Annotated in this window: 21 protein-coding genes and 1 tRNA gene; 15 read left to right on the forward strand and 7 right to left on the reverse strand. The window is 58.3% G+C overall.

Annotated elements, in window-relative coordinates; genetic code table 11:
• Window positions 1–35 precede the first annotated feature (35 nt).
• The 8 genes from ahcY (at window position 36) to secA (ending at window position 10,974) form a co-directional block, all read left to right on the forward strand.
• Window positions 36–1,490, forward strand: coding sequence for an adenosylhomocysteinase (gene ahcY, locus ADA16_RS08505; protein ID WP_048760869.1), 1,455 nt, complete (start codon window positions 36–38; stop codon window positions 1,488–1,490).
• Between the two features lie 105 nt (window positions 1,491–1,595).
• Window positions 1,596–2,225, forward strand: a complete 630-nt coding sequence (locus tag ADA16_RS08510; RefSeq protein WP_048760870.1) for a dTMP kinase — start codon at window positions 1,596–1,598, stop codon at window positions 2,223–2,225.
• Between the two features lie 54 nt (window positions 2,226–2,279).
• The gene (gene mtrA / locus ADA16_RS08515) at window positions 2,280–2,954 is read left to right on the forward strand and encodes an MtrAB system response regulator MtrA (RefSeq protein WP_048760872.1); all 675 of its coding nucleotides are present in this window, start codon (window positions 2,280–2,282) and stop codon (window positions 2,952–2,954) included.
• A 78-nt stretch (window positions 2,955–3,032) separates the two neighbouring features.
• Window positions 3,033–4,706 (forward strand): MtrAB system histidine kinase MtrB, encoded by a 1,674-nt coding sequence (gene mtrB / locus ADA16_RS08520; protein ID WP_048760874.1) that lies wholly within the window; start codon window positions 3,033–3,035, stop codon window positions 4,704–4,706.
• Window positions 4,707–6,536, forward strand: coding sequence for an LpqB family beta-propeller domain-containing protein (locus ADA16_RS08525; RefSeq protein ID WP_048760875.1), 1,830 nt, complete (start codon window positions 4,707–4,709; stop codon window positions 6,534–6,536).
• A gap of 354 nt (window positions 6,537–6,890) precedes the next feature.
• On the forward strand, window positions 6,891–7,289 hold the full coding sequence (locus ADA16_RS11155; protein WP_152680750.1) for a ComF family protein: 399 nt from the start codon (window positions 6,891–6,893) through the stop codon (window positions 7,287–7,289).
• Between the two features lie 161 nt (window positions 7,290–7,450).
• Window positions 7,451–8,110 (forward strand): ribosome hibernation-promoting factor, HPF/YfiA family, encoded by a 660-nt coding sequence (gene hpf, locus ADA16_RS08535; RefSeq protein WP_048760878.1) that lies wholly within the window; start codon window positions 7,451–7,453, stop codon window positions 8,108–8,110.
• Window positions 8,111–8,271: 161 nt separating this feature from the next.
• Window positions 8,272–10,974 (forward strand): preprotein translocase subunit SecA, encoded by a 2,703-nt coding sequence (gene secA, locus ADA16_RS08540; RefSeq protein WP_048760880.1) that lies wholly within the window; start codon window positions 8,272–8,274, stop codon window positions 10,972–10,974.
• A gap of 3 nt (window positions 10,975–10,977) precedes the next feature.
• Here the strand turns inward: secA and ADA16_RS08545 are convergent, their stop codons facing one another.
• Window positions 10,978–11,667, reverse strand: a complete 690-nt coding sequence (locus tag ADA16_RS08545) for a hypothetical protein (protein WP_048760882.1) — start codon at window positions 11,665–11,667, stop codon at window positions 10,978–10,980.
• Window positions 11,668–11,979: 312 nt separating this feature from the next.
• On the opposite strand from ADA16_RS08545, the gene ADA16_RS08550 reads away from it, so the two are divergent.
• The 4 genes from ADA16_RS08550 to ADA16_RS08565 all read left to right on the forward strand — a co-directional run bounded on the left by ADA16_RS08550 (window position 11,980) and on the right by ADA16_RS08565 (window position 16,237).
• Window positions 11,980–12,390: an HAD-IA family hydrolase gene (locus tag ADA16_RS08550; RefSeq protein ID WP_048760884.1), complete on the forward strand. Its 411-nt coding sequence runs from the start codon at window positions 11,980–11,982 to the stop codon at window positions 12,388–12,390.
• Complete coding sequence (locus ADA16_RS08555; protein WP_048760886.1) at window positions 12,390–12,881, forward strand: DUF6912 family protein; 492 nt, start codon at window positions 12,390–12,392, stop codon at window positions 12,879–12,881. Before ADA16_RS08550 ends, ADA16_RS08555 begins: the two co-directional genes overlap by 1 nt.
• An 882-nt stretch (window positions 12,882–13,763) precedes the next feature.
• Window positions 13,764–14,828, forward strand: coding sequence for a flavin reductase family protein (locus ADA16_RS08560; RefSeq protein ID WP_048760888.1), 1,065 nt, complete (start codon window positions 13,764–13,766; stop codon window positions 14,826–14,828).
• Window positions 14,829–14,896: 68 nt separating this feature from the next.
• Complete coding sequence (locus ADA16_RS08565; protein ID WP_048760889.1) at window positions 14,897–16,237, forward strand: fatty acid desaturase family protein; 1,341 nt, start codon at window positions 14,897–14,899, stop codon at window positions 16,235–16,237.
• On the opposite strand, the gene ADA16_RS08570 is transcribed toward ADA16_RS08565, so the two are convergent.
• The 3 genes from ADA16_RS08570 to aroA are packed head-to-tail and all read right to left on the reverse strand — an operon-like array spanning window position 16,234 to window position 20,133.
• On the reverse strand, window positions 16,234–17,619 hold the full coding sequence (locus ADA16_RS08570; protein WP_048760891.1) for a chloride channel protein: 1,386 nt from the start codon (window positions 17,617–17,619) through the stop codon (window positions 16,234–16,236). The genes ADA16_RS08565 and ADA16_RS08570 overlap by 4 nt on opposite strands.
• The gene (rsgA, locus tag ADA16_RS08575; protein WP_048760893.1) at window positions 17,606–18,652 is read right to left on the reverse strand and encodes a ribosome small subunit-dependent GTPase A; all 1,047 of its coding nucleotides are present in this window, start codon (window positions 18,650–18,652) and stop codon (window positions 17,606–17,608) included. Before rsgA ends, ADA16_RS08570 begins: the two co-directional genes overlap by 14 nt.
• A 2-nt stretch (window positions 18,653–18,654) precedes the next feature.
• Window positions 18,655–20,133 (reverse strand): 3-phosphoshikimate 1-carboxyvinyltransferase, encoded by a 1,479-nt coding sequence (aroA, locus tag ADA16_RS08580; protein WP_082150687.1) that lies wholly within the window; start codon window positions 20,131–20,133, stop codon window positions 18,655–18,657.
• A 70-nt stretch (window positions 20,134–20,203) separates the two neighbouring features.
• Here aroA and ADA16_RS08585 point away from each other — a divergent pair, with 70 nt between their 5' ends.
• A complete protein-coding gene (locus tag ADA16_RS08585; protein WP_048760894.1) occupies window positions 20,204–20,899 on the forward strand; it encodes an SOS response-associated peptidase in 696 nt (231 codons plus the stop codon).
• A gap of 87 nt (window positions 20,900–20,986) precedes the next feature.
• Here ADA16_RS08585 and ybaK read toward each other — a convergent pair whose 3' ends face one another.
• The gene (ybaK, locus tag ADA16_RS08590; protein ID WP_048760895.1) at window positions 20,987–21,499 is read right to left on the reverse strand and encodes a Cys-tRNA(Pro) deacylase; all 513 of its coding nucleotides are present in this window, start codon (window positions 21,497–21,499) and stop codon (window positions 20,987–20,989) included.
• A gap of 98 nt (window positions 21,500–21,597) precedes the next feature.
• On the opposite strand from ybaK, the gene ADA16_RS08595 reads away from it, so the two are divergent.
• Both ADA16_RS08595 and rsrA read left to right on the forward strand, forming a co-directional pair.
• A complete protein-coding gene (locus ADA16_RS08595; protein WP_048760897.1) occupies window positions 21,598–22,227 on the forward strand; it encodes a sigma-70 family RNA polymerase sigma factor in 630 nt (209 codons plus the stop codon).
• A complete protein-coding gene (gene rsrA, locus ADA16_RS08600) occupies window positions 22,224–22,532 on the forward strand; it encodes a mycothiol system anti-sigma-R factor (RefSeq protein ID WP_048760898.1) in 309 nt (102 codons plus the stop codon). Before ADA16_RS08595 ends, rsrA begins: the two co-directional genes overlap by 4 nt.
• Window positions 22,533–22,654: 122 nt before the next feature.
• On the opposite strand, the gene ADA16_RS08605 is transcribed toward rsrA, so the two are convergent.
• Together ADA16_RS08605 and ADA16_RS11520 are read right to left on the reverse strand one after the other, a co-directional pair.
• Window positions 22,655–22,727 (reverse strand) — tRNA-Ala (locus ADA16_RS08605).
• Window positions 22,728–23,104: 377 nt separating this feature from the next.
• A complete protein-coding gene (locus ADA16_RS11520) occupies window positions 23,105–23,179 on the reverse strand; it encodes a 50S ribosomal protein bL37 (RefSeq protein ID WP_014300525.1) in 75 nt (24 codons plus the stop codon).
• Window positions 23,180–23,219: the final 40 nt, after the last annotated feature.

Below are 23,219 nucleotides of genomic sequence, written 5' to 3' on the forward strand. Positions count from 1 at the left end.
GAATCTCAAGTCATAGAATCTAGAGAAAGCGTTATATGTCCTCGAAGAACATTGATTTCAAGGTTGCAGACCTCTCCCTGGCGGAGGCCGGTCGTCACCAGATTCGTCTGGCCGAGCACGAGATGCCAGGCCTGATGGCACTGCGCGAAGAGTACGCAGAGCAGCAGCCGTTGGCCGGTGCTCGTATTTCCGGCTCCATTCACATGACGGTTCAAACTGCAGTGCTCATCGAGACCCTGACGGCGCTGGGCGCACAGGTTCGTTGGGCTTCGTGCAACATCTTCTCTACCCAAGATGAGGCCGCTGCGGCTGTCGTCGTCGGGCAGAACGGCACTCCGGAGGACCCGCAGGGTGTTCCAGTTTTCGCTTGGAAGGGCGAGACGCTGGAAGAGTACTGGTGGTGCCTCGATCGCATCTTCGACTGGGGCGATGAAGATGCCAACATGATTCTGGACGATGGCGGTGACGCCACCATGGCTGTCATCAAGGGCATGGAATTCGAGGATGCCGGCCTGGTTCCGCCTGCCGACGAGTCGGACTCGGACGAGTTTATTGCTTTCAAGGACATGCTCCGCGCCAGCCTGGAAAAAGACTCGGGCCGTTGGCATCGAATTGCAAAGTCGGTCAAGGGCGTCACAGAGGAGACCACCACTGGTGTCCACCGCCTCTACCACTTCGCGGAGCAGGGCGTGCTGCCGTTCCCGGCTATGAACGTCAACGATGCGGTCACCAAGTCCAAGTTCGATAACAAGTACGGAACCCGCCACAGCCTTCTGGACGGCATCAACCGCGGTACCGACATGCTGGTCGGCGGCAAGAACGTCTTGGTCTGTGGCTACGGCGACGTGGGTAAGGGATGTGCAGAGGCATTTGCTGGCCAGGGTGCCCGCGTTCAGGTCACCGAGGCCGACCCAATTAACGCGCTGCAGGCACTGATGGACGGTTTCGATGTCGTCACTACTGAAAGCGTTATTGCTGATGTCGATATTGTCATCACCGCCACGGGCAACAAGGATGTCATCACTTTCGAGCACATGCAGCAGATGAAGAACCACGCGCTGCTGGGCAACATCGGCCACTTCGACAACGAGATTGACATGCACAGCTTGCATCACCGTGATGATGTCCGCCGGGTGGAGATCAAGCCGCAGGTCACCGAGTACATTTTCCCGCATGCTGACGGCGAGGAGCGCTCCCTCATCGTGCTTTCCGAGGGGCGCCTGCTCAACCTGGGCAACGCCACCGGACACCCATCCTTCGTGATGTCGAACTCGTTCGCCGATCAGACAATCGCTCAGATTGAGCTCTACTGCAACGGCGATAAGTACGACAACTCTGTCCACCGTCTGCCGAAGGTCCTGGATGAGAAGGTTGCTCGCATTCACGTCGAGGCACTTGGCGGCGAACTCACCCGACTGTCCAAGGAACAGGCCGAATACATCGGTGTTGATGTCGAGGGGCCGTACAAGCCGGAGCACTACCGCTACTAGGTTTTAGCCACTACTAGGTCGAAGCTAATGGCTGTGCTGCTGGGCCGAACCTCGCCCAGCAGCACAGCCATATCTGTCCATATCCGTGTGTGCGAGGAGAAAAATTTGATTATCGCAGTCGAAGGAATCGACGGCGCTGGCAAGAACACGCTTGTCACAGCTGTTACCAATCAGCTCCGAAGCCAGGGGCACTCGGTTAGCTCAATGACCTTTCCGGCATACCGACAGACCATCTTCGCCGATTTCGCCGATCAAGCCTTGCACGGGCAGCTCGGCGACACCGCAGACTCCGCCTGGGCAATGGCACTTCTGTTCGCCCTGGACCGCAAAGATCGTCGTCAAGCGATTATTGATGCAACGCGCGAGAACGATGTTTTGATTATCGACCGCTACGTCGCGTCCAACGCGGCTTACTCCCTGGCGCGCACACAGGATCCGGCGATTGTCGAGTGGATTGAGAAGACCGAATTCGGAGATTTTCAGCTTCCGCTTCCCGACGTGCAGGTCTGCCTGGCCACGTCGGTGGGGGTGGCGGCCGACCGCGCACGTAAGCGGGAGGCTACAGATGTGCAGCGTACTCGGGACGTCTATGAAAAGGACTCGAGCCTGCAGGAGCGCACGCTGGCGACATACCAGAAGTTTGCGGAAGACTCGTGGCAGTCACCATGGCTGATGCTCACGGGCGACGACGGGGCAGATCGTCTTGTGGAATGGATTAGTGCCCGCTTGCGCTAGGTAGCCGGGCTGGAAAATACAGAACCAGATAGTTTTACGTTTAGAATGAGACGCATGAGCTCAAAAATCCTGGTTGTTGATGATGATCCGGCCATCGCCGAAATGCTCACGATGGTGATGGAACGCGAGGGCTTCGACACTGTAGTAGTCGACGATGGTCTCGAGGCCGTCAAGGCAGCAGAACGGGAGAATCCAGATTTGATTCTGCTGGATCTCATGCTGCCCGGCATGGGCGGTGTCGATGTTTGCCGCAATGTCCGAGAGACATCGGCGGTGCCGATTATCATGCTGACTGCGAAGACCGACACAGTCGATGTGGTCCTCGGCCTGGAATCCGGCGCGGATGATTATGTCACGAAACCCTTTAAGCCCAAGGAGCTGGTGGCTCGCGTGCGCGCTCGACTGCGTCGCCAGGAGGACAGCCCGGGTGAGACCCTCGAGATCGGCGACCTGACGATCGATGTGCCCGGTCATGCAGTGTTCCGCGATGGCAAGGAAATTTCCCTGACTCCTTTGGAGTTTGACCTATTGCACGCTCTTGCGTCCCGTCCGAAGCAGGTCTTTTCCCGTGATGAATTGTTGGAAAAAGTCTGGGGTTACCAGCACACCGCGGATACTCGTCTAGTCAACGTTCACGTTCAGCGTCTGCGTTCGAAGATTGAGCTGGATCCGGAAAACCCTCAGATTGTGCTGACCGTTCGTGGTGTCGGGTACAAGACGGGCGACTAATTAAGGGCAGTCAGCTTTAGTGGGAGCCGATTCTTGCGTCGATTAATAACTACGCTTCGAAACTTCACCAATAGGGGAGTGACCTGGGCGATTACGCTCTGGCGCACGTCCATCCAAGCTCGCATTCTGACCTCTGTGGTGGTGCTGAGTGCAATGGTGATTGCGGTACTGGGTTTCGCGCTGGCGACTATTGTTACCCAGCGGCTTATGGATGCAAAGGTCACCGCTGCCGACGAGGAAATTGACCGTGCTCGTGCGGTGGTGGAGCAGGCAATTGAGAACTCATCGTCCAACGAGTTGCAAGCTCTGCTCAACGTGGGGCGAGATGCCCTTGTGAACCAAGCGGCCGGTTCCGGTGCTGCACCACTGACAAGTTATGAACCGCTGCTCGTGGCGCCGAAGCCACGTGGCACGGTGTTGGCTTCGTCGCCGATTAAGGCCGATGTCCCGGAGCGATTGCATGAAGTTGTCCGGCAAGGGCAGATTGCGTATCAGGTACGCCAAGTCACTGATAATCGCGGGGACACGTACTCGGCGCTCATTATCGGGACTCCCACTTCTACCTCGGTCGATGGGCTCGAACTCTATCTGGTCACCTCCATGGCAGCAGAGGAATCCACTATTAAGTTGGTCCGTGGTCTGCTCGCCGGTGCGACTGTGGTCATTCTGGCGCTTCTCGGCGGTATTACTTGGTTCTTCTCCAACCAGGTGACGACACCAGTGCGTTCCGCCGCCCAGATCGCCCAACGCTTTGCCGACGGTCACTTGCGTGAGCGCATGGTCGTGCAGGGTGAAGATGACATGGCGCGATTGGCTATGAGCTTTAACAAGATGGCCGAATCACTGTCGACGCAGATTAGACAGCTAGAGGAATACGGCAGTCTGCAGCGACAGTTCACCTCCGATGTTTCGCATGAGTTGAGGACACCTCTGACTACAGTGCGTATGGCTGCCGATCTCATTGCTGACGGTGCTGAAGACCTCGACCCGGCGACTCGTCGCGCAGCCGAGCTGATGAATGAAGAGCTCGAACGCTTTGAGATGCTTCTCAATGATCTGCTTGAGATTTCGCGTCACGATGCCGGCGTTGCTGACCTGTCTGCAGAAAAGGTCGATGTTCGCCGCTGTGTGGATGCCGCCTATCAGCAGGTCACGGTTGTGGCAAAGGACACCGGTACTCCCATCCGCTTCCACCTGCCCGATGAACCGGTAATGGCAACGGTCGACTCGCGGCGTATCGAGCGCGTGCTACGCAACCTTATGGCCAACGCTGTTGACCACAGTGAGGGCAATCCGGTGGATGTTACCGTGCGGGCGAGCGACTCCGCCGTCTCGTTTACCGTCATCGACCACGGTGTGGGGCTCAAGCCGGAGCAGCAGGAACTGGTGTTCAACCGTTTCTGGCGTGCTGACCCCTCGCGTGTGCGACGCACCGGCGGTACCGGACTTGGTTTGGCTATCGCGCGTGAGGACGCACAATTGCATGGCGGAGAGCTGGAAGCCTTCGGTGTGTCGACGGTCGGTAGCTGTTTCCGACTGACCGTGCCGCTGGAGCCCGACGCGAGCTTCGGTGAGCATCCGCTCGGACTCGAAGTCCCACCGCTGCCCGATCAGATTCCGCACCAGCAGGAAATCGGCACCCTGGCATTGGAACCGGGGGCGAGCGCAGAGCAATCAAAAGGCCAAGGTCGGGGTGAGGGGCAGAGTACTAGCGATAACGCACCACAATCAGGACGAGAGGAGGATAGGTAAATGATGACGCAGCAACAATCGAAGGCTTACCGCTTCGTGCGTAAGGCAGTGGCGCTGAGCTCAGTAGTCATTTTGGGTACTGCCGCAGGATGTACAAACATTCCGCGGAACACCAACCCACAGGTGCTGCGTCCGTTTGAACCGCCTCAAGTTCGTATTGACGTTCCGCAGCCCCGTCCGAACGTCAATGCGGACATTGTCTTGCGCGACTTTTTCGCCGCTGCCGCGCATCCAGTTGATGATTTTCAGGCTATGCGTGCCTTCATGACTCCCGAGCTGGCGGCCAGCTGGAAACCCCATGAGACCGCCCGCATCCTCGACGGCGTCAACCTCATCGCCCAGCGGGATGAGGGAGAATCGCGACAGACATTCGTTGCCCGAGGCACCAGCGTTGGTCAATTCGGTACTGATGGTGCCTACGAGCCGCAGTCCGGTGACTATGAGGAAACCGTGGAGATGAAGCTTGGTGCCGACCGACAGTGGCGCATTTCCTCGCTGCCCGACGGTGTTGTCATGGAGCGCCAGGCATTTCTGGAGAACAATGTGCCGCGCAACGTCTTCTTCCTCGATCCGGCGGGTAATCATTTGGTCACGGATCGTCGTTGGCTCTACCGTGGCATCACTGATGGTGCGACCAATCTGCTGACAAAGCTAAAAAACGGCCCATCAGCACCTCTGCGCCCGGGCGTCACCACGGTGCTCAAGCCCAATGCCTCAATTGCAGTGGAAGCTGGGCCTGTGTCTAACGCCGACGGTCGTAGGGTCGAAATCACCGGATTGGGTGATGTTTCCGAGGAATTGCGTGTCATGCTCGCGGCGCAGATTATCTGGACTCTTGACTCAGCAGATTTCCGCGGTCCGTGGATTCTCATGGCCGACGGCGAACCATTAGTTGCCAGCCACGAGGAACCGTGGACGAAGGACACCGACGCAATCCAGCTCTACGACCCGAATCACCTACCCGCTGATAACGCACCTCTGCGGACGGTCGACCGCAGTGGTATCTACGAGCTCACTGACGGCCACGCCACACCTGTGGGGCGTGGCTGGACCGCCAGCGGTAGCACTGCGGTGTTTTCCGCGGCCGTGGGGATCAATCCCAATGGTAACGAGCTTATCGCCGCAGTATTCCGCTCAGCTCAGGAGGGGCGTGCCGGTTCGTATGACCTCGGTGAGTCCACATTGATGCTCGGCGGAGTACAGGATCAGCCGGCTGCTGTGCTGACCGCCGAGAGTCTGACCCGCCCGACGTGGTCGCCAGACGCGGAGGCTGTGTGGACAGTGAAGGACGGTGCAACCGTTGTGCGTCTGGTTCGACAGTCGACGTCATCCCGGATCCAGGTGGAGGAAGTTGATACCTCTGAGCTCAGTCATCTCCTCGACGGCGGACGCTCGGGTGCCGGCATCTCCGAATTCCGTGTCGATTCCTCCGGCACACAGGTGGCGATGATTATCAGCGGCGAGGTCTACATCGCCACCATCGAAAGGCATGACGACAGCCCCTGGAAACTGACGTATCCGCGCGCTCTGCCGCTACCTGAAACCGTTTCCCCGGTGTCTCTGACGTGGTCGCCGAACCAGACGGTCACAGTGGGTGGTTATAACGGAGACACTCCGATGTGGAGTGCCTTCCCGGACGGTGCAACCAGTTCCGTTCTGCCGAAGCTCAATCTGACACCACCGATTCCAGTGGTCACCGCTACCTCGTCGAAGCGCTACGCATTGGATGCCACCGGTGTCATGGAGCTGATTTCCAGTGAGGGACAGCAGCAGTTCTGGCGCCAAGTTCCGGGCGCACGCGGGCGAATGGCTCCGGTGTCTGTGGAATAAGAGCAGGTCGGGGAGAAGAAGTTGCTAGCACGGGGGAAGCCATCACAGAGGGTACTGCGCGTGCTTTACGACGTCACCCGCGATGCAATCGGTCTCGTGGTACCGGAGACCTGTCCAGTGTGTGGCTGTTCCGGACCTCTGTGCCGTGGCTGCAGGGAAGACCTTCAACAACCTCCGGTGCGGTTTTCGCCGCGGGCCGCGTTACGCGCTGCAGCGTGGGCCTGCGGTCCGTACTCCGGCGCAAGAAGGCATCTCATTTTGTCGGCCAAGGAGCGAGGGAGTGGTGAAGCCAGGCGAATCATGGGGGCAGTATTCGCCGCAGCGGTGCGAAAGCTAGCCTCTGACGGCAATATAATGCCCCCGGAAATTACCCCCATCATTTTGATTCCCGCGCCGACAAGATTGTCATCCCGTCGGCAAAGGGGTGGAGATCCGGTAACAATTGCCTGCGACTTTGCCTGCAGTCAACTCCCCGCCAGTTCGGTATTGCCCCTGGTGTGCATTGATGAGCACACGCGGGATTCCGCGGAGCTTGGGGCCTCTCAGCGTCGGCGAAATCTTTCTGGCCACATTGTGCCGCTGACGCATTTCCATCGTGGAATTAGTAATAAGCTGCGAAAACAGTGCGCTAAGTCGACGGTAATCCTGGTTGATGATGTGGCCACCACCGGTGCCACTGTAGCGGAAACAGAGTTGGTAGCGGCGTCATTGGGCATTCGAATCGACATGGTGTTGGTGCTCGCACGGGCATAGTCGCGGGGGCGTCGTCGGCAAGCGAAAATTAACCGAGGGGTACGTGGCATTGGTTACCCCCGGAACTGTATCCTTGGGGTGCAGAAAGACTCGTCACCGTAGACGCCGTGAGTAATCCCGCTCGCGGAAGGGCGGTGGCCATACCGGGAGGTAGGTAGCAAGTGTCCACACCTGCTGACAACAACGAGGTACTCAGCCCGAACGCTCAGGTGACCATCACCGGGCGCAATGTTGAGGTTCCAGAGCACTTCGCAGATCGTGTTAAGGCGAAGCTGGCGAAGATTGAGCGCCTCGACCCGACTTTGACCTTCTTCCACGTGGAGCTCCAGCACGAGCCGAATCCGCGCCGTGCAGACCGCTCTGACCGTATTCAGATTACCGCTACCGGCAAGGGTCACCTGGCTCGTGCGGAAGCGAAGGAAGATAGCTTCTACGCTGCACTGGAGTCTGCTCTGGGCAAGATGGAGCGTTCCCTGCGTAAGGTGAAGGCTCGCCGCAAGATTAGCCGCTCCGGCCACCGTGCTCCGATGTCCGTCGGTGAGGCGACCGCTGCGCTGGTCGCAGAGGCTGAGGCGGCAACTCCGGAAAAGGCCGATCCGTACGAGGATCTGGTTGAGGACGTACGTCCGGGGCAAGTTGTGCGTACTAAGCAGCACTCTGCAACCCCGATGACGGTGGAAGATGCTCTGTCTGAGATGGAGCTCGTCGGCCACGACTTCTACCTCTTCGTTAACGAGGCAACCTCTCGTCCGTCCGTGGTCTACCGTCGTCACGCATACGACTACGGTCTGATTGAGCTGGCAGACGAAGACGAGAAGTAAGTCTTCGTCGAAAAGAGCATTCAATACCGCGTAGAGCTGTGTATTGGTAAGTGATTGCTCACATGAACCCGTCTTCTCTTAGAAGGGAAGGCGGGTTCGTCGTATAATTAACCGTTGCACATTAAAGTTCGACGTGAATCGGCCGGAAAGGTCCCAATTTAGTGTTTTCGCTCAGCAAGTTGCTCCGCATTGGTGAAGGCCGCGCTGTCAAGAGGCTTGGCAATATTGCAGATCAGGTCATCGCCAAGGAAGACGAGTACGCAGCTCTTTCAGACGATGAACTCCGTGCCAAGACCGAGGAGTTTAAGAAGCAGCTGGCTGACGGTGCAGATGTAGACGATTTGCTGCTGGATGCTTTCGCCACGGCGCGCGAGGCATCGTGGCGCGTGCTGGGACAGAAGCACTACCGCGTCCAGGTTATGGGCGGTGCGGCACTGCACTTCGGCAACGTTGCCGAGATGGGTACTGGTGAAGGCAAAACCCTGACCTGTGTGCTGCCCGCATACCTCAATGCGCTGGCAGGCAAGGGTGTTCATGTTGTCACGGTTAATGACTACCTGGCTAAGCGTGACGCGGAGTGGATGGGCCGAGTCCACCGCTTCCTGGGGCTTGAGACCTCCGTGATTCTCTCTGAGCTGAGTCCGGATCAGCGCCGGAAGGCCTACGCTGCTGACATCACCTACGGTACGAACAACGAGTTCGGCTTTGACTACCTGCGTGACAACATGGCGCATTCTCTCGACGACTTGGTGCAGCGTGACCACCACTACGCCATCGTCGATGAGGTTGACTCGATTCTGATTGACGAGGCTCGTACCCCGTTGATCATTTCCGGTCCGGCGGATGGTGATCCGCACTGGTACCTGGCGTTCTCCAAGATTGTTCCGCGCATGAAGCGCGACATCCACTACGAAGTCGATGAGCGTAAGCGCACCATCGGTATTCGTGAGGAGGGCGTTGAATTCGTTGAGGATCAGCTGGGTATCGCCAACTTGTACGCTCCGGAAAATTCCTCGCTGGTCAGCTACCTGAACAATGCCCTGAAGGCCAAGGAGCTGTTCACCCGCGACAAGGACTACATCATCCGTAACGGCGAGATTCTCATTGTCGATGAGTTCACCGGTCGTGTGTTGGCAGGCCGTCGCTATAACGAGGGCATGCACCAGGCAATTGAGGCCAAGGAAGGGGTGGAGATTAAAAACGAGAACCAGACGCTGGCAACCGTTACGCTCCAGAACTACTTCCGCCTCTACGACAAGCTGTCCGGTATGACCGGTACGGCTGAGACTGAAGCGGCCGAGCTGCACCAGATTTACAAGCTGAACGTCATGTCGATTCCTCCGAATCGTCCCAAGCAGCGTGAGGATCTGCCTGACCTGATCTACAAGACGCAGGAGGCAAAGTTTGCCGCTGTTGTCGAAGACATCCGTGAATGCCATGACAAGGGCCAGCCAGTTCTGGTTGGTACGACTTCGGTCGAGAAGTCCGAGTACCTTTCCAAGCTCCTGCAGCGCGAAGGTATTCCACACTCCGTGCTGAATGCTAAGCACCACGAGAAGGAAGCTGAGATTGTCGCTGTGGCGGGTCGTCTCGGCGGTGTTACCGTGGCAACCAACATGGCCGGGCGTGGTACTGACATCGTGCTGGGCGGTAACCCGGATATCATCGCTGACCTGAACTTGCGCTCTCGTGGCCTGGATCCAGTGGAGACTCCGGAAGAGTACGAAGAGGCGTGGGACGCTGAGATTGAGCGTGCTCGCCAGCAGTCGAAGGAAGAAGCTGACAAGGTGCGTGAGGCCGGTGGCCTCTACGTTCTAGGTACCGAGCGCCATGAGTCACGCCGTATTGACAACCAGCTGCGTGGACGTACCGGCCGTCAGGGAGACCCGGGTGTCACCCGCTTCTACCTGTCCATGCGCGACGACCTAATGGTTCGTTTCAACGGCCAGCGCATGGAAGCACTGATGAATACTCTGAACGTCCCGGATGACGTTCCTATCGACTCCAAGGTTGTTTCCAACTCCATCAAGAGCGTTCAGGCTCAGGTGGAAAGCCAGAACTTCGAAATCCGTAAGAATGTGCTGAAGTACGACGAGGTTATGAACCAGCAGCGTAAGGTCATCTACGCTGAGCGCCGTCGCATCCTCGAAGGTGAGGATTTGAAGACACAGGTCCGTGACATGCAGGACGACGTCGTCGATGCGTATGTCAACGGCGCCACCGCTGACGGCTATGTGGAGGACTGGGACCTCGACGAACTGTGGAATGCTCTTGAGCAGCTCTACGGTCCGACGTTTACCGCGCAAGAGCTCATTGATGGCTCCGATTTCGGTACCCCGGGTGACCTCTCGGCCGATGAGTTGTCCAAGGCTCTGCACACGGACATCTCAGCCAGCTACGATCAGCTCGAGGATGCGGTCTCTGCAATTGGCGGTGAAGACCAGATGCGCAACATTGAGCGCTTCACCATCCTGAACGTCATGGACCAGAAGTGGCGCGAGCACCTCTACGAGATGGATTACCTCAAGGAGGGCATCGGTTTGCGCGCCATGGCCCAGGCTGACCCGCTGGTGGAGTACCAGCGTGAGGGCTACGACATGTTCACCGCGATGATGGACGGTATCAAGGAAGAATCGGTTCGTCAGCTGTTCCTGATCCGCAAGCAGGTTATGCCCGCAGCGGAAAACACCGAGGGTCAGGAAGACCAGGCTCCATCTCTGCCGACGGAAACTGCTGAACAGAATCAGCAGATGACCTACTCCGGCCCCAGTGAGGACGGCAGTGCAGAGCAGCAGCGCGTGGATCAGGAACCTGAGGGCAACCGAGCTCAGCGTCGGAAGGCGGCTCGCAAGCGCCGTCGCTAAGCATTAAAGCACACGAAACGCGGTCATGATCCATGGCCGCGTTTTTGCCGTTCCACGGCGGAACGTGCCAGTGAACGCGCGAGCTCGCGAACCTACGCGGCAGCTGCCCAGGAATTCCACCTTCTTGCCGTCCGCGGAAGCGCTGGCGTGGAAGGATTGCAACGCGATGCCCTTGAGATTGGCATTTTTTGACAGCGTGAGTATTGCGGCGTGAATAATTGGGTCGATGTTGATGCGGCGCAAATCGTTGACTCGTCTGCGGCCTGCGATGATGTCAAAGACGCGGCGAGTGGTCGTGCCGAGTTCCTGTCTCAGCTGGTGCTCACAGTGCTGGACGACGTGTGGTGCTCGTGGCGGCTGTGACGAAGTCGGTCGCATGGACGATTCGTCCGGATTTGCTGAGGGCATCGGTACATTCGGCGCGCTTGTTGTAGCAGGTGTGGCTACTGCAGCCGGTAAGGCCGTCATGGCAGCGGTGCCGACCGTAACGGGGCTTCCGGTATAGGCCGGTTTCACCTTTGTGGCTTGAGAAGCGGCGGCATTGGCTGACTGGTCAAGTTGAATTGTGTGGAGAAGCGAAAAACCTGTTGCTGGTTCGATGAATTCCCCGCCGGTGTATCGGCGCTCAGCGGCGTGCGACAGCGCGTAAGTCGTTGCTGCCTGCGTTGCTGGTACGTGAGACGTTGGTGCCATGGATTAATCCCCCTAAAACTCCCCATTGGCAAGTTCCCCCTTGCTGAAGACCATTGTCCTACAAGTGCTTTAAGTGTGCAGCTTGTGGAAGACAATTTACGACCAGGAGGGGGCGATTTGGCAAAGATGCGACCGCGGAGTGTGCTTGGTGCCCTGCAGTCTATGATGTGTCCCGTTTTCATCCCGCATCCGTCCCGGAAAAACCTGCGAATCATCGCTATCCGGGCACTCCTTGTAATCGTCGTAACAGGCGTAAAACCCACTGACCAGCAAGAACAGCAAACCCCCAGGTCATGCGATAAACTACAGGCCATGCGCGGAATGATTATCGATTACTGTGGTGTCCTTGACGGCACGGATGAGGACCAGGCACGTTGGCGTAATTTGCTGGTAGAGGCGCGTGCAAATGGAGTTGGCCTGGCAGTCCTGTCGAATGACCCGGGCGGCCCGTCGGCGGATCCGATTCGCAAGCTCGAAGATGAGGGCTTGGTAGACGCAGTTGTGCTCTCTGGTGAAATTGGCCATGAGAAGCCTTCAGCAGAGGCTTTTAACGCAGCTGCCGCAACTATTGAACTGCCGGCACGGGACTGCGTGTTGGTGGATGACTCGATTGAGAACATCCACGCTGCAGTCTCTAACGGTATGGTGGGGGTCTTCTACCAGCAGTTCGACCGTGCAGTGGTCGAGATTTCCGGTCTGCTGGGACTCGAGGGCGAGTTTTAATGCGCGTCTATATCCCAGCGACTTTTTCCATGCTTGAGGCGCTGAAGGAGAACGAGCTCATCCACGCCCGCGGTGGTTGGGGCTTCGCCGTCACCGAGGCATTGCGAGATTTCTTTACTGAGGGCGATGACGAGGAACTGGCGGACATTGCCTTTGATGAGGCTGCGCGTGCGTCACTCCGCCTGCTCGATGCTACAGAGGGGAAGTTCCCGCACCGCCGTGTAGTCATTTCTGTCGATGTTGAGGCTGAGCCACAGTCCGACATGGGGGATGCCGTGGTCAAGGTCGGTGGTCCGATTTCGCTTGCCGACGTCGCAGCGCTCCACATTGATGTGGAAGAGGCGGAAAACAAGGTTGAGGCAGCAATTGATGCAGTCGATAAGGCGGATCTCGGTGACGAGGACGCGGAGTTGACCGTTGGTGATGCGCTGGAGATTCCGCTGGCGTGGTACGACGTAGCTGAGCTTGGCATGGTGGTGGAGCTGCTGTAAAACACCGGGTAACCGGGTGTGTAGCGTCGTAGAGAAGAGGTTTTTCGAGGTTAATAGACAAAACGTGTGTCCGGTCGACGTGTCGCCGGATGGTGCCTTTTGCTACTTAGCCCTCAATGCGAGTTAATGACCGCGTTTATGTCAGCGGCGGCGGGCCAATGCAAGTTAGTGACCTCGCTTATAGCAAAAATGGCCCGAAAAATAGCTTGAAAGTGCTATAAAGTTGGGCAGTTTCACATGTGCAGCCCGTAGTCACATGTGCAGCTCATATTCACATGTGCAGCCCGTATTTTTGTTATTTCATGGGTCCTTTTTGGAGCCCTAGGCTGTGTTGGTATTCGATTGGGATAGGGCTGGCGTTCGCCTACTCTGCCGCGATGGGCATCGGCGATGCATTTGGGCAGGGCGTGGCCCCCGTCTTCCAAGCTGTTGGTTGTTGATTTCCATCGCTTCGGTTCCAGCACACCCTATGCGGCTAGTACATGCGGGTGCCATTCCAATGGATTGAACTGAAAACGGGCTTGAAAGATCCAAGCACCTATTCGAGCGCGATTTATGCGACCTGATCTGACTAAGTGCCTTGAATCAGACACGCTTTTACTACTTCACCCTCCAAAAGTGGTTTTGCTGCGGGGGTATGCGGCCACCAATTATTTTGTTCGGCTAATTTCCATGTCAAAGGGGTTTTGTACAGGCAAACGGGGGTAATGACAATTTCGCTATTTATGTCAAAGTCATTTGTTTCCCTTGACCAATAACTTACCGCTCCGTAGTCTACGTCTAAGTAACCTACGGGTTCGTAACAATGGTTCGAGTGGGGCATGCCCGCAGATAAACAGGGTTATTTCTCGTTCGTCCATAACAGTCAGGAGGGGATAGGAAATGGGAATCAAGACCAAAGTCTCCCGCGTATTCAAGCATTTATCGACGCCACTTTTGCCCGATGACTACACGCACTTGATTAACCCGCTGTGGTCGAGCCGCGAGTTGCGGGGCCAGATTGAGGCAATCAATCCCACATCTCCTACTTCGGCAGAGTTGGTAATTCGGCCAGGATGGGGGATGCCAACGGACTTCAAGTCCGGCCAGTTCATCGGACTTGGCGTAGAGGTGAACGGAAAATTCCTGTGGCGTTCCTACTCGCTGACGAATGCACCGCGGCCTCATGACGGCCTGCTGACTATCAACATTCGTGCTCTCAACGACGGCTACGTGTCTAAGCACCTCGTGGCCAATGTAAAGCCGGGCACGGTCGTCCGCCTAGCTGCGCCAGCCGGAGATTTCTACCTCCCGGAGCCGCTTCCAGCGCGCATCGCGTTTGTTACCGCGGGTTCTGGCGTAACCCCGGTGATGTCCATGCTGCGCGATCTTGTCGCCCGTAACGCCGCAGTGGAAGTTGAGCACATTCATTCCTACCGCGGTGAGGAAGAAGCTGTGTTTGTCAGTGAACTGCGCGAGCTCGAACGGCGCAGTGCTAGCAAGCAGATGAAGTATCGCCTACATACACGCAATACGGAAACACAGCCTCGGATTGACGCTGCAGCGGTTACCGACACTATCGCGGACTTTGGGTCGCTGGCGTCGTCGGCAAGCGCCTATGCCTGTGGGCCTGTTGAACTGCTGAAGAACCTTGAGCCGGAGTTCCCCGGACTGCGGACCGAACGATTCACCGTCGATCGCACAGCGGCGGAGGAAGTCGGTGGCACAGTGAGTTTCGGCAGCCGTGGCGACGTCGACGTAGATGGGGCAACCACCATTCTGGAAGCAGCTGATAGCGTTGGGGTGGACCTGCCGTATGGCTGTCGGATGGGAATTTGTGCGACGTGCGTGCAGCAACTTTCCGACGGCGCGGCGCGGGACATCCGCACGGGCGCGACATTTGTAGCGGGGGAGCGGGTGCGTACGTGTGTCTGCGCGCCAGCGGGGCACGCGAGCATCGAGCTGTAAGTTCACCCATACCCACTAAAACCTGTATCAACCAGGAGAAACGACCTCAAGGAGTTTGGATTCTTCCCATGGCTATTTCCGATATCGCATCGTATGTGCACTTAAGTGAAGAGGACGTCGCAGAGATTGGGCGCCGGTTTGCGGAAATTGAAAAGCAACACCGCGATTCGCTGGGGCAGAAGGATGCTCGATACATCCGCACGCTTATCCGTATCCAGCGCACCCTTGAGGTGACCGGCCGAGGTCTGCTGATGGTTCCGACCGCAGGTATGGCATTGAATAAATTGGGGATGCTGCCTAAGTCGTGGAAGAACACCGCGCACTGGGGTTTCAAATGGGCGGGTGCCTCCGCGCTGGGGCTGGCAAAGATTTTGGAAAACCTCGAAATCGGTCATAACACCATGCACGGTCAGTGGGACTGGATGAATGACCCTGAGATTCACTCGGCCACCTGGGAGTGGGACAATTCCTGCCCATCCAGCGGATGGAAGCACTCACACAACTTTGTCCACCATAAGTACACCAACGTGCTCGGTATGGACAACGATGTGGGATACGGCATTCTGCGGGTGACTCGTGACCGCCGTTGGAAGCCATCGACGCTGCTGCAGCCGGTGTCGAACGTGGTGTTGGCCAGCCTTTTTCAATGGGCAGTGGCCTTCTACGACGTTGAGCTCGGGCGCGTGTTCGCAGGTAAGAAAACTTGGGAAGAGGCCCGACCGCAGCTCATGGAGGTTGTGAATAAGTCGGGGCGCCAAGTGCTCAAGGACTATGTTCTTTTCCCAGCGATGGCGGGCTCGCGTTACCGCGAAGTAGCGTTTGCGAACATGATGGCCAATCTCGCCCGCAACCTGTGGGCCTACGCGGTCATCTTCTGCGGCCACTTCCCGGATGACGCCGAAACCTTCACCAAAGAGCAGTACAACACCGAGGACAAGAGCGAGTGGTACCTGCGCCAAATGCTGGGCTCGGCGAACTTCCACGGCGGGCTGGCACTGTCGGTGCTCTCGGGAAACCTGAACTACCAAATTGAGCACCATCTCTACCCAGACATGCCCTCCAATAGGCTCGCGCAGATTTCGAAGCAGGTCCAGCAGATCTGCCGGGACTACGACCTGCCATACAATACGGGGTCGTTCCCGAAGCAGTTTTTCCAGGTCCAGCGCACGCTGCTGAAGTTGTCGCTACCGGATCGCTTCCTGGTCGCTGACCCGGACAACGCCCCGGAGGTGCGTTCGGAGGCCGCATTCAGGAAGAATCCGCAGGTTGAAGCGGCGCTCAAGTCCGGTTCCAGGCAACGCAAGGGCTTAGCGACGGGGCTGCGAATGCTCCGCCGACTTCGTCCCGGTGTCCGCGATATTGTCCGAGCCTACACCGGCCGCTCGACGCACTCTGCCGCGCGTGGTTAGCCGTCGGCCCGCTTGCGAATAGCCGTCGCTACCGCAGGCTTACGGTTCCACGGCATTGATTGTTTGTGGGGGAGTTGCAGCCAGGCGCGAATGACGCTCACGGTCAGCGTTGCGGTTGCCCCAGCGAGGAAGAGTGCCAGGTACGCAGAGGAATTCTGGCCGGTGAACTCCACGGTCACAATCAGTGCGAACAGTGGAGCTGCCATGGATGCAGACAGGAAAGCCGCCGCGCCGAGAATTGCAAAGTCGCTCAGCGGAATTGAGGGCATCAATGGTTGTACGAAGCAGCCGATGATGAAACCGCTGAGCGCGCCAAGGGCAAAGCCGGGGGTCAACAGACCACCGACGGCACCCGAACGAAAAGTAACTAGAACCGCGACAGTTTTCGCGATCAGCAGCATGACCGCAAACCCCAGCAGTGGGCGATCCATGAGAACTGTGGTCGCAGCGATGCGGCCGTTGCCCAATACTTCTGGAATCCATAGCGAGATCACACCAACTAGCGTGAACGCGAGGGGGACGGCCCAGGCAGAATGCCAGCCGGTCGGTGCTTTGTCCGACACTCGTGAGCTGACAATGCGAAATGCATAGCCCAGGGCACCGCAGATAACACCGAGGAGCAGCGCCGCTCCGAGGTTGCCCCAGCCGTCCGAAAGATTAATTGGGCTATAGAGCGGGCTACTGCCGACCACAATGCCCGAAGTCACCGTGGCAATGGCCGAGCACGCCAGCACCACCATCACCGCGGTAATACTCAGCGAGCCCAGCAGAATCTCCAATGAGAAAATCGCTCCAGCCAGCGGGATGTGATAAATCGCGCCCAGACCGGCACCAGCCGCTGCTGCGACCAGAATACGGCGGTGTAGCGGATCGATGCGCAGTCGATGTGACATCTGTGAAGCCACCATCGCACCGAGCTCGCGCGGGGCATTCTCACGTCCCATGGATGCACCTGCGGCCACGGTCGCCATTTGCAAAAACACATTGACAAGAGTTGACCACACGGGCATGAGACGGCCGTGCATGCCCGCTTCAACGCTTTCAATGGGCTTGGCTTTTGTGCGCAGCGCGGCCCACATCGGTCCTGCAATCAGTCCCGCCAGCACAATTCCGACAAAGCGCTGTAAACCAGTCGTTCCATCGGTCACGACCGCTACGTCACCCTCGTGCTGCCCGTAGACCGCGTACTCGATGCCGTGCATAGTCAGCGCGAGGCCGGCTGCTCCGAGCCCCGTCGCAAGTCCCACGATTAGCGTGTAGACGCATAGTCGAATCCAACTGCCGGGAGCTGGGTAGAGGCCGGAACTGTCCTTCGCAGACTCAGCATTTGCCGAGGCTTCAGAGGGCGTCTCCGCAGAATCGGTGTGGCTAGTCTCTTTCAATGTCCAGCTCCCAGTCCTCGTTGTCGCCGATGGCATTCAACAGGCGACGCACAGCCATCGCTCGACGCTGCTGAACTCCCTCCAGCTTGTCGAGGGTACACTCCGGATCCGCAGGCGGCCCCAAATGCGTGCAGCCACGCGGGCACTCGTCCGTCGCCGCCTGGATATCTGGAAATGCCGCCAGCAGCGTCTCTGGCGTCACATGAGCCAGCCCAAAGGAACGAATGCCTGGAGTGTCAATAATCCACGATGCCGCATCGTCAGCGCTTTCCGACGGCAACACCAGCGCCACCGACTGCGTGGAGGTATGGCGGCCCTTACCCACGCCACTGACTTCTCCGGTCTCCCGGTTGGCTTCGGGAACAATCCGGTTGACGAGGGTGGATTTACCCACACCGGAATGCCCAACCAAAGCGGTGACGCGTCCTGGAACATCGATGAGCTCTAGCAGGGGAGCCAGGTCATCATTGATACCGCAGACAACGACATCCACTCCCAGCGCGGAGAACTCCCCGGCAAACTCCTGCGGATCGGCAAGATCCGACTTAGTCAGGCAGAGCACCGGGCGGACACCGCCGGCATAGGCAGCCACCAACGCGCGTTCCACAAAACCGGTGCGGGGCTCAGGATCGGCGACAGCACACACAATGAGCAGCAGGCTGGCATTGGCGACGACAATGCGCTCATACGGGTCGTTGTCATCGGCGGTGCGACGCAAAACCGTGCTGCGCTCCGCCAGCTTGACGATTCGGGCCAGTGTTCCCTCACGGCCGCTGACATCGCCCACGACACCGACGCGGTCACCGACAACGATATTGGTGCGGCCGAGCTCGCGGGCGCGCATGCATGTCACCGCAACATTGGGGTTCCCATCGAGGACTACCCCCCAACGACCACGGTCTTTGGTCACCACCATGCCCCAGCGAGCGTCGGCGTGGCTGGGGCGATCCTTCGTCCGTGGTCGCGACCCTCTACCGGGTCGGATACGTACATCGGACTCGTCCCACTGCCGTCCACGCCTGCGTGCCGCCACTATTATTTCCCTGCCTCGGTCTCGTCCCCCATGCCATCGAGTCGAGCTTCGACGGATTTTTCCAACGAGCGTGGGCTGGGGGAGGCCAGGCCGAGCATCTCCAGCCAGCGCAGGTCGAAGCCAGGCATGGTCTTAGCGGTGGTACTGATATTTTCGACTTCCACGCCCTCCGTGCGCAGGCCAACAATGGCACCGGCAGTGGCCATGCGGTGGTCGGCGTAGCTGTGCCAGAGGCCACCGTGGAGCGGAACGGGGTCAATCGCAATGCCGTCGTCAAGCTCGGTGGCGCGACCGCCGAGACGGTTGATTTCCGTGGTGAGCGCGGCGAGACGGTTGGTTTCGTGCCCGCGCAGGTGTGCGATGCCCGTCAGCTCGGTGTGGGTGGTAGCCAGGGCGGCGATGGCGGCGACCGTTGGGGTCAGCTCGCCAATCTCGGACATGTCCATCGTGACACCTCGCAGCTCCGAGGGGTTCGGGCCTACGACGGTAAGGCTGGTACGGCCACCCTCGTGACGGTTGAACGTCACGGTAGCGCCCATGTCGGTGAGGATGTCGCGAATGCGGTCGCCTGGCTGCGTGGTGTGCTCCGGCCAGTCGGGCACGGTCACGCTGCCACCCGTGACAGCCGCGGCGGCCAAGAAGGCGGCGGCGTTGGATAGATCGGGCTCGACCTGCCAGGTGCGACCCATCATTTCGGTGGGGTGAATGGTGAACGTCGTGCGCGACCCCTCAGGAGTATCGGTCGTGGTCTCGTCGACCTGCACACCGGCCTCGCGGAGCATGTCCAGTGTCATGTCGATGTGCGGGCGGGAAGGAATCTCACCAGTCGGGCGCAGCACCAGGCCACGGCCATAGCGCGGAGCCGACAGCAGCAGACCCGAGACGAACTGGCTCGAAGCCGAAGCATCAATTTCCACCTCGCCGCCGATATCCGGCAGGTCCTGCTCCTGGACCGAGTCACCCAGGCGATTGCCCTGGTTCGGCCCCTGCGGATTGACCGTGAAAGGAAGGCCATCGCCAGCGATGTTTACGCCAAGGCTGCGCAGCGCATCCAGCACGGCCGACATCGGACGAGCCTTGGCCTCTACGTCACCTTCGAAGAACACCGAGCCCTGCGCAAGAGCAGCGATAGGCGGCACAAAGCGCATAACCGTACCTGCGAGACCACATTCCACAACACCCCCGCGGAGGATGCGCGGAGTGACGTGCAGCGTGTGATTCGGGGCACCCGAGTATGTCGAGTCGGCACTGATGTCAGTTCCCAGGGCCTGCAGTGCGCGAATCATAAGATCGGTATCGCGAGAGCGCAGAGCACCATGGATAACCGATGGTGTCGAGGACAGTGCCGCAAGGACCAGGGCACGGTTCGTAATCGACTTCGAGCCGGCAATCTGCACCGTGGCGCTAAAGGGCTGTTGACCGGATTCGGCACCGTCGACACTTACGGTAGGGGCGGACCAATTCTGATTTTGGGAACACACATAACCAATTATGGAACACTTCCACTCCAGACCTCGACTAGAGGGGGAGTTACCGGCACAATCAGTTGGTATGTGTGGTCGTTTCGTCAATTTCACCGTCGCCGAAAAGTTGCTCAGTATCACCGCTGACATCCCCGGTTTGGCGCCCGTGCGTGGCGACGGCCCGTTGCCCACCGCTCGCTACAACATCGGCCCGACCATGCCGATTGTTGCGCTTGCCCGCGAGCATCCCGGTCGCACAGGTACCATTGCCGCCACTGTGCGCTGGGGCTTGATTCCGCAGTGGGCCCGCGAAATTCCAACGACACCTTTCTTTAATGCCCGCGCGGAAACCTGGCAGTCCAAGCCGACTTTCCGGGACGGCCTGCCCTGTGCAATCCCCATGAATGGTTGGTACGAGTGGAAGGATCGCCAACCCTACTTCGTCAGCTTCGGCGAGGACGCGCCACTATTCACCGTCGCGGGTTTGTGGGCACGCTGGGGCGATATCGTCTCGGCCACGATTCTCACCACCGATGCTGTGGGACAGCTCGGGAATCTGCATCATCGTATGCCTCGCGTGCTTGCCGACGACGAAGTCAGCGACTGGCTGGATTTCTCGGCCTGGGCAGCAGACGGAGATGTCGGTATGACCCGTGCGGAGGTGGTGGACAAGCTGTCCATCCGGCCAGTAAATCGCGCCGTCGGTAACGTTGCGAATGAAGGTGCGCAGTTGCTGGATGTGGCCGACGGTGCAGAACCCGACCAGGACGAGGAGCTGTTTTAGAGTTGGTCTAGGGCTGTTTTAGTGATGCTTTAGGGCTGGTCTAGGACTGGGGTCTAGCGGGAGGAGGTTGCTGGAGTAGCCGCGGGGCTATCGGGCGATGTCGGCGACCGTGGCGTCGCAAAGCGAAATCAGATCGGTGGGGGACAGTTCGATGTCCCACCCGCGGCGACCACCGGAGACGAACACAGTGTCAGCGAGAGTGGCTGTCTCATCAATGACGGTGGGGAGCTTGCGGCGACCACCGAGTGGGGAGATGCCGCCGGGGACGTAGCCGGTGGTGAGTGACGCGTCATGCGGGTCAGCCATCGTGGCCTTGGAAGCGCCGAGAGCTGCGGCGGCGGCCTTGAGGTTGAGCATTCCGGTGGCGGGGACGACGGCAATTGCTAGCCCAGTGCGTTTGCCGGATAGCTCAATGATGAGAGTTTTAAAGATGCGTTCGGGCTCGATGCCGAGGTGCTCGAGTAGCCAGGAGGCGGCCTCTTCGCCGAAGTTGTCGCTGCCGTGGGGGAACTGGTGGACGTGGAAATCGATTCCGGCGTTCTGGCAGACGGCGATGGCTGGGGTGGCGGCCGCGGGTTTTTTAGCGGACTTCTTCGACATGGTTTCCATCGTTGCACACTGGCTTTGTCACGCTACGAATCGCCTGGCTACGTGGGGTCTGGCTGAGTCCGGTGTGAGGATGTTTTAGGATAGGTAGCATGTCAGGTGATCAGACAGGAACATCGGCCGTCCGGACTGATGAGTCGGATGAAGAGCTTGCGCAGCGCTTTGAGCGTGATGCCATGCCGCTTTTGGACCAACTCTATGGAGCGGCGCTGCGGATGACACGCAACCCCGCCGATGCCGAAGACCTGGTGCAGGAGACCTATATCAAGGCTTTTCAGGGCTTCCGCTCTTATAAGCCGGGCACGAATCTAAAGGCGTGGCTCTACCGTATTTTGACGAATGCGTACATCAATAACTATCGCAAGGCGCAGCGCCGTCCTGCTGAGTATGCCACCGATGACATCACGGATTCGCAGATTGCGGAAACCGCATCGCACACTTCAGTTGGGCTTCGCTCTGCTGAGATAGAAGCGCTGGAGAAGCTTCCTGACGAGGAAATTCGGGACGCTTTAATGAGTCTTAAAGAGGACTACCGGATGGTGGTCTACTACGCCGATGTCGAAGGATTGCCCTACAAGGAAATCGCCGAAATCATGGGCACTCCCATCGGAACTGTCATGAGTCGGCTCCACCGTGGAAGAAAACAGCTCCGAGACGCGTTGCATAACGTAGCTGTGGAACGTGGATTCTTGAAAGAAGAGAAGGGAGATTCTCCGCGATGAGCCGAGAGTCGAGCCAAGATATGGAGCAGATGCCAGAGCGTGGACACGCCTGTGAAGATGCTTTCTGTCAGGACGTCCACTCGCGCCTACATGCATTTTTGGATGGCGAGTGCGATCCGGAGGAGCGCCGCTTTCTCGAGGAGCACATTCACAAATGTCCGCAGTGCTTGGAAGAATTCGGTTCCGAGCAGGCTATCCGACGGCTGCTGCGCCGGTGCTGTCAGCAACCTGCCCCTGAGGACCTCCGCCAGCGCATCACTACTCGGATTCGCGTGTCCTATACGCGGGTGGAATACCGCAGGTAGTTGCTGGCGGCTAGCTATTGGCGCATATTCTTTTGATGCGTAATGCGAAGATGCGTAATGCGAAATACGGAAAATCCCAGGTCACGGTGATGTGGCCTGGGATATTTTTGTGGAGCTATTTGTGGAGCTAAGGGGAATCGAACCCCTGACCTTCGCATTGCGAACGCGACGCTCTACCAACTGAGCTATAGCCCCATTGCTTTTGAGTAACCTGACTTGAGCTGTTGTAAAAGCTCTATTTTTAGACGCTACTCCGATGGGGTTTGGGCACCAAACCCGCTGGTAAGGATTCCGCGGAGGGGTGATCCTGAAAAGCGAAGATGAGGTACTGAAGAGGTATAAAGAGGTATAGAAAGTGACCTAGTTTATGGCAAAAATTTGCGGGTGAATTCAATTCACGTGCCATAAACCTAGTCAGTTTCAGATCTGCTACCCGTTGAGGTATCCGTTGGAGGCATAAAAACTCCACCCCACTGAATCGGCGCGGTACCGACGCGGTGGGGTGGAGTAAGGTGTCCTAGCCAGTGATAGCTAAGACTGCTGCAACTAAGGGCAACTTAGCTGTTCATAACTTAGCTGTTCGGACGCTTGCCGTGGTTAGCCTTGTTCTTACGGCGGTCCTTGCGCTTACGGCCACGCTTGCTCATAGCTGGGCTCTCTTTCTATCGGATTAAACAGGTATCAACC

It is taken from the genome of Corynebacterium vitaeruminis, assembly GCF_001054325.1.
Lineage (GTDB): Bacteria > Actinomycetota > Actinomycetes > Mycobacteriales > Mycobacteriaceae > Corynebacterium > Corynebacterium vitaeruminis_A.

Coding starts and splice junctions, on each gene's coding strand:
- ahcY (WP_048760869.1), top strand. CDS start 36: ATGTCCTCGAAGAACATTGATTTCAAGGTTGCAGACCTCTCCCTGGCG.
- mtrA (WP_048760872.1), top strand. CDS start 2,280: ATGAGCTCAAAAATCCTGGTTGTTGATGATGATCCGGCCATCGCCGAA.
- ADA16_RS08525 (WP_048760875.1), top strand. CDS start 4,707: ATGATGACGCAGCAACAATCGAAGGCTTACCGCTTCGTGCGTAAGGCA.
- ADA16_RS11155 (WP_152680750.1), top strand. CDS start 6,891: ATGCCCCCGGAAATTACCCCCATCATTTTGATTCCCGCGCCGACAAGA.
- ADA16_RS08545 (WP_048760882.1), bottom strand. CDS start 11,667: ATGGCACCAACGTCTCACGTACCAGCAACGCAGGCAGCAACGACTTAC.
- ADA16_RS08550 (WP_048760884.1), top strand. CDS start 11,980: ATGCGCGGAATGATTATCGATTACTGTGGTGTCCTTGACGGCACGGAT.
- ADA16_RS08555 (WP_048760886.1), top strand. CDS start 12,390: ATGCGCGTCTATATCCCAGCGACTTTTTCCATGCTTGAGGCGCTGAAG.
- ADA16_RS08560 (WP_048760888.1), top strand. CDS start 13,764: ATGGGAATCAAGACCAAAGTCTCCCGCGTATTCAAGCATTTATCGACG.
- ADA16_RS08565 (WP_048760889.1), top strand. CDS start 14,897: ATGGCTATTTCCGATATCGCATCGTATGTGCACTTAAGTGAAGAGGAC.
- ADA16_RS08585 (WP_048760894.1), top strand. CDS start 20,204: ATGTGTGGTCGTTTCGTCAATTTCACCGTCGCCGAAAAGTTGCTCAGT.
- ybaK (WP_048760895.1), bottom strand. CDS start 21,499: ATGTCGAAGAAGTCCGCTAAAAAACCCGCGGCCGCCACCCCAGCCATC.
- ADA16_RS08595 (WP_048760897.1), top strand. CDS start 21,598: ATGTCAGGTGATCAGACAGGAACATCGGCCGTCCGGACTGATGAGTCG.
- rsrA (WP_048760898.1), top strand. CDS start 22,224: ATGAGCCGAGAGTCGAGCCAAGATATGGAGCAGATGCCAGAGCGTGGA.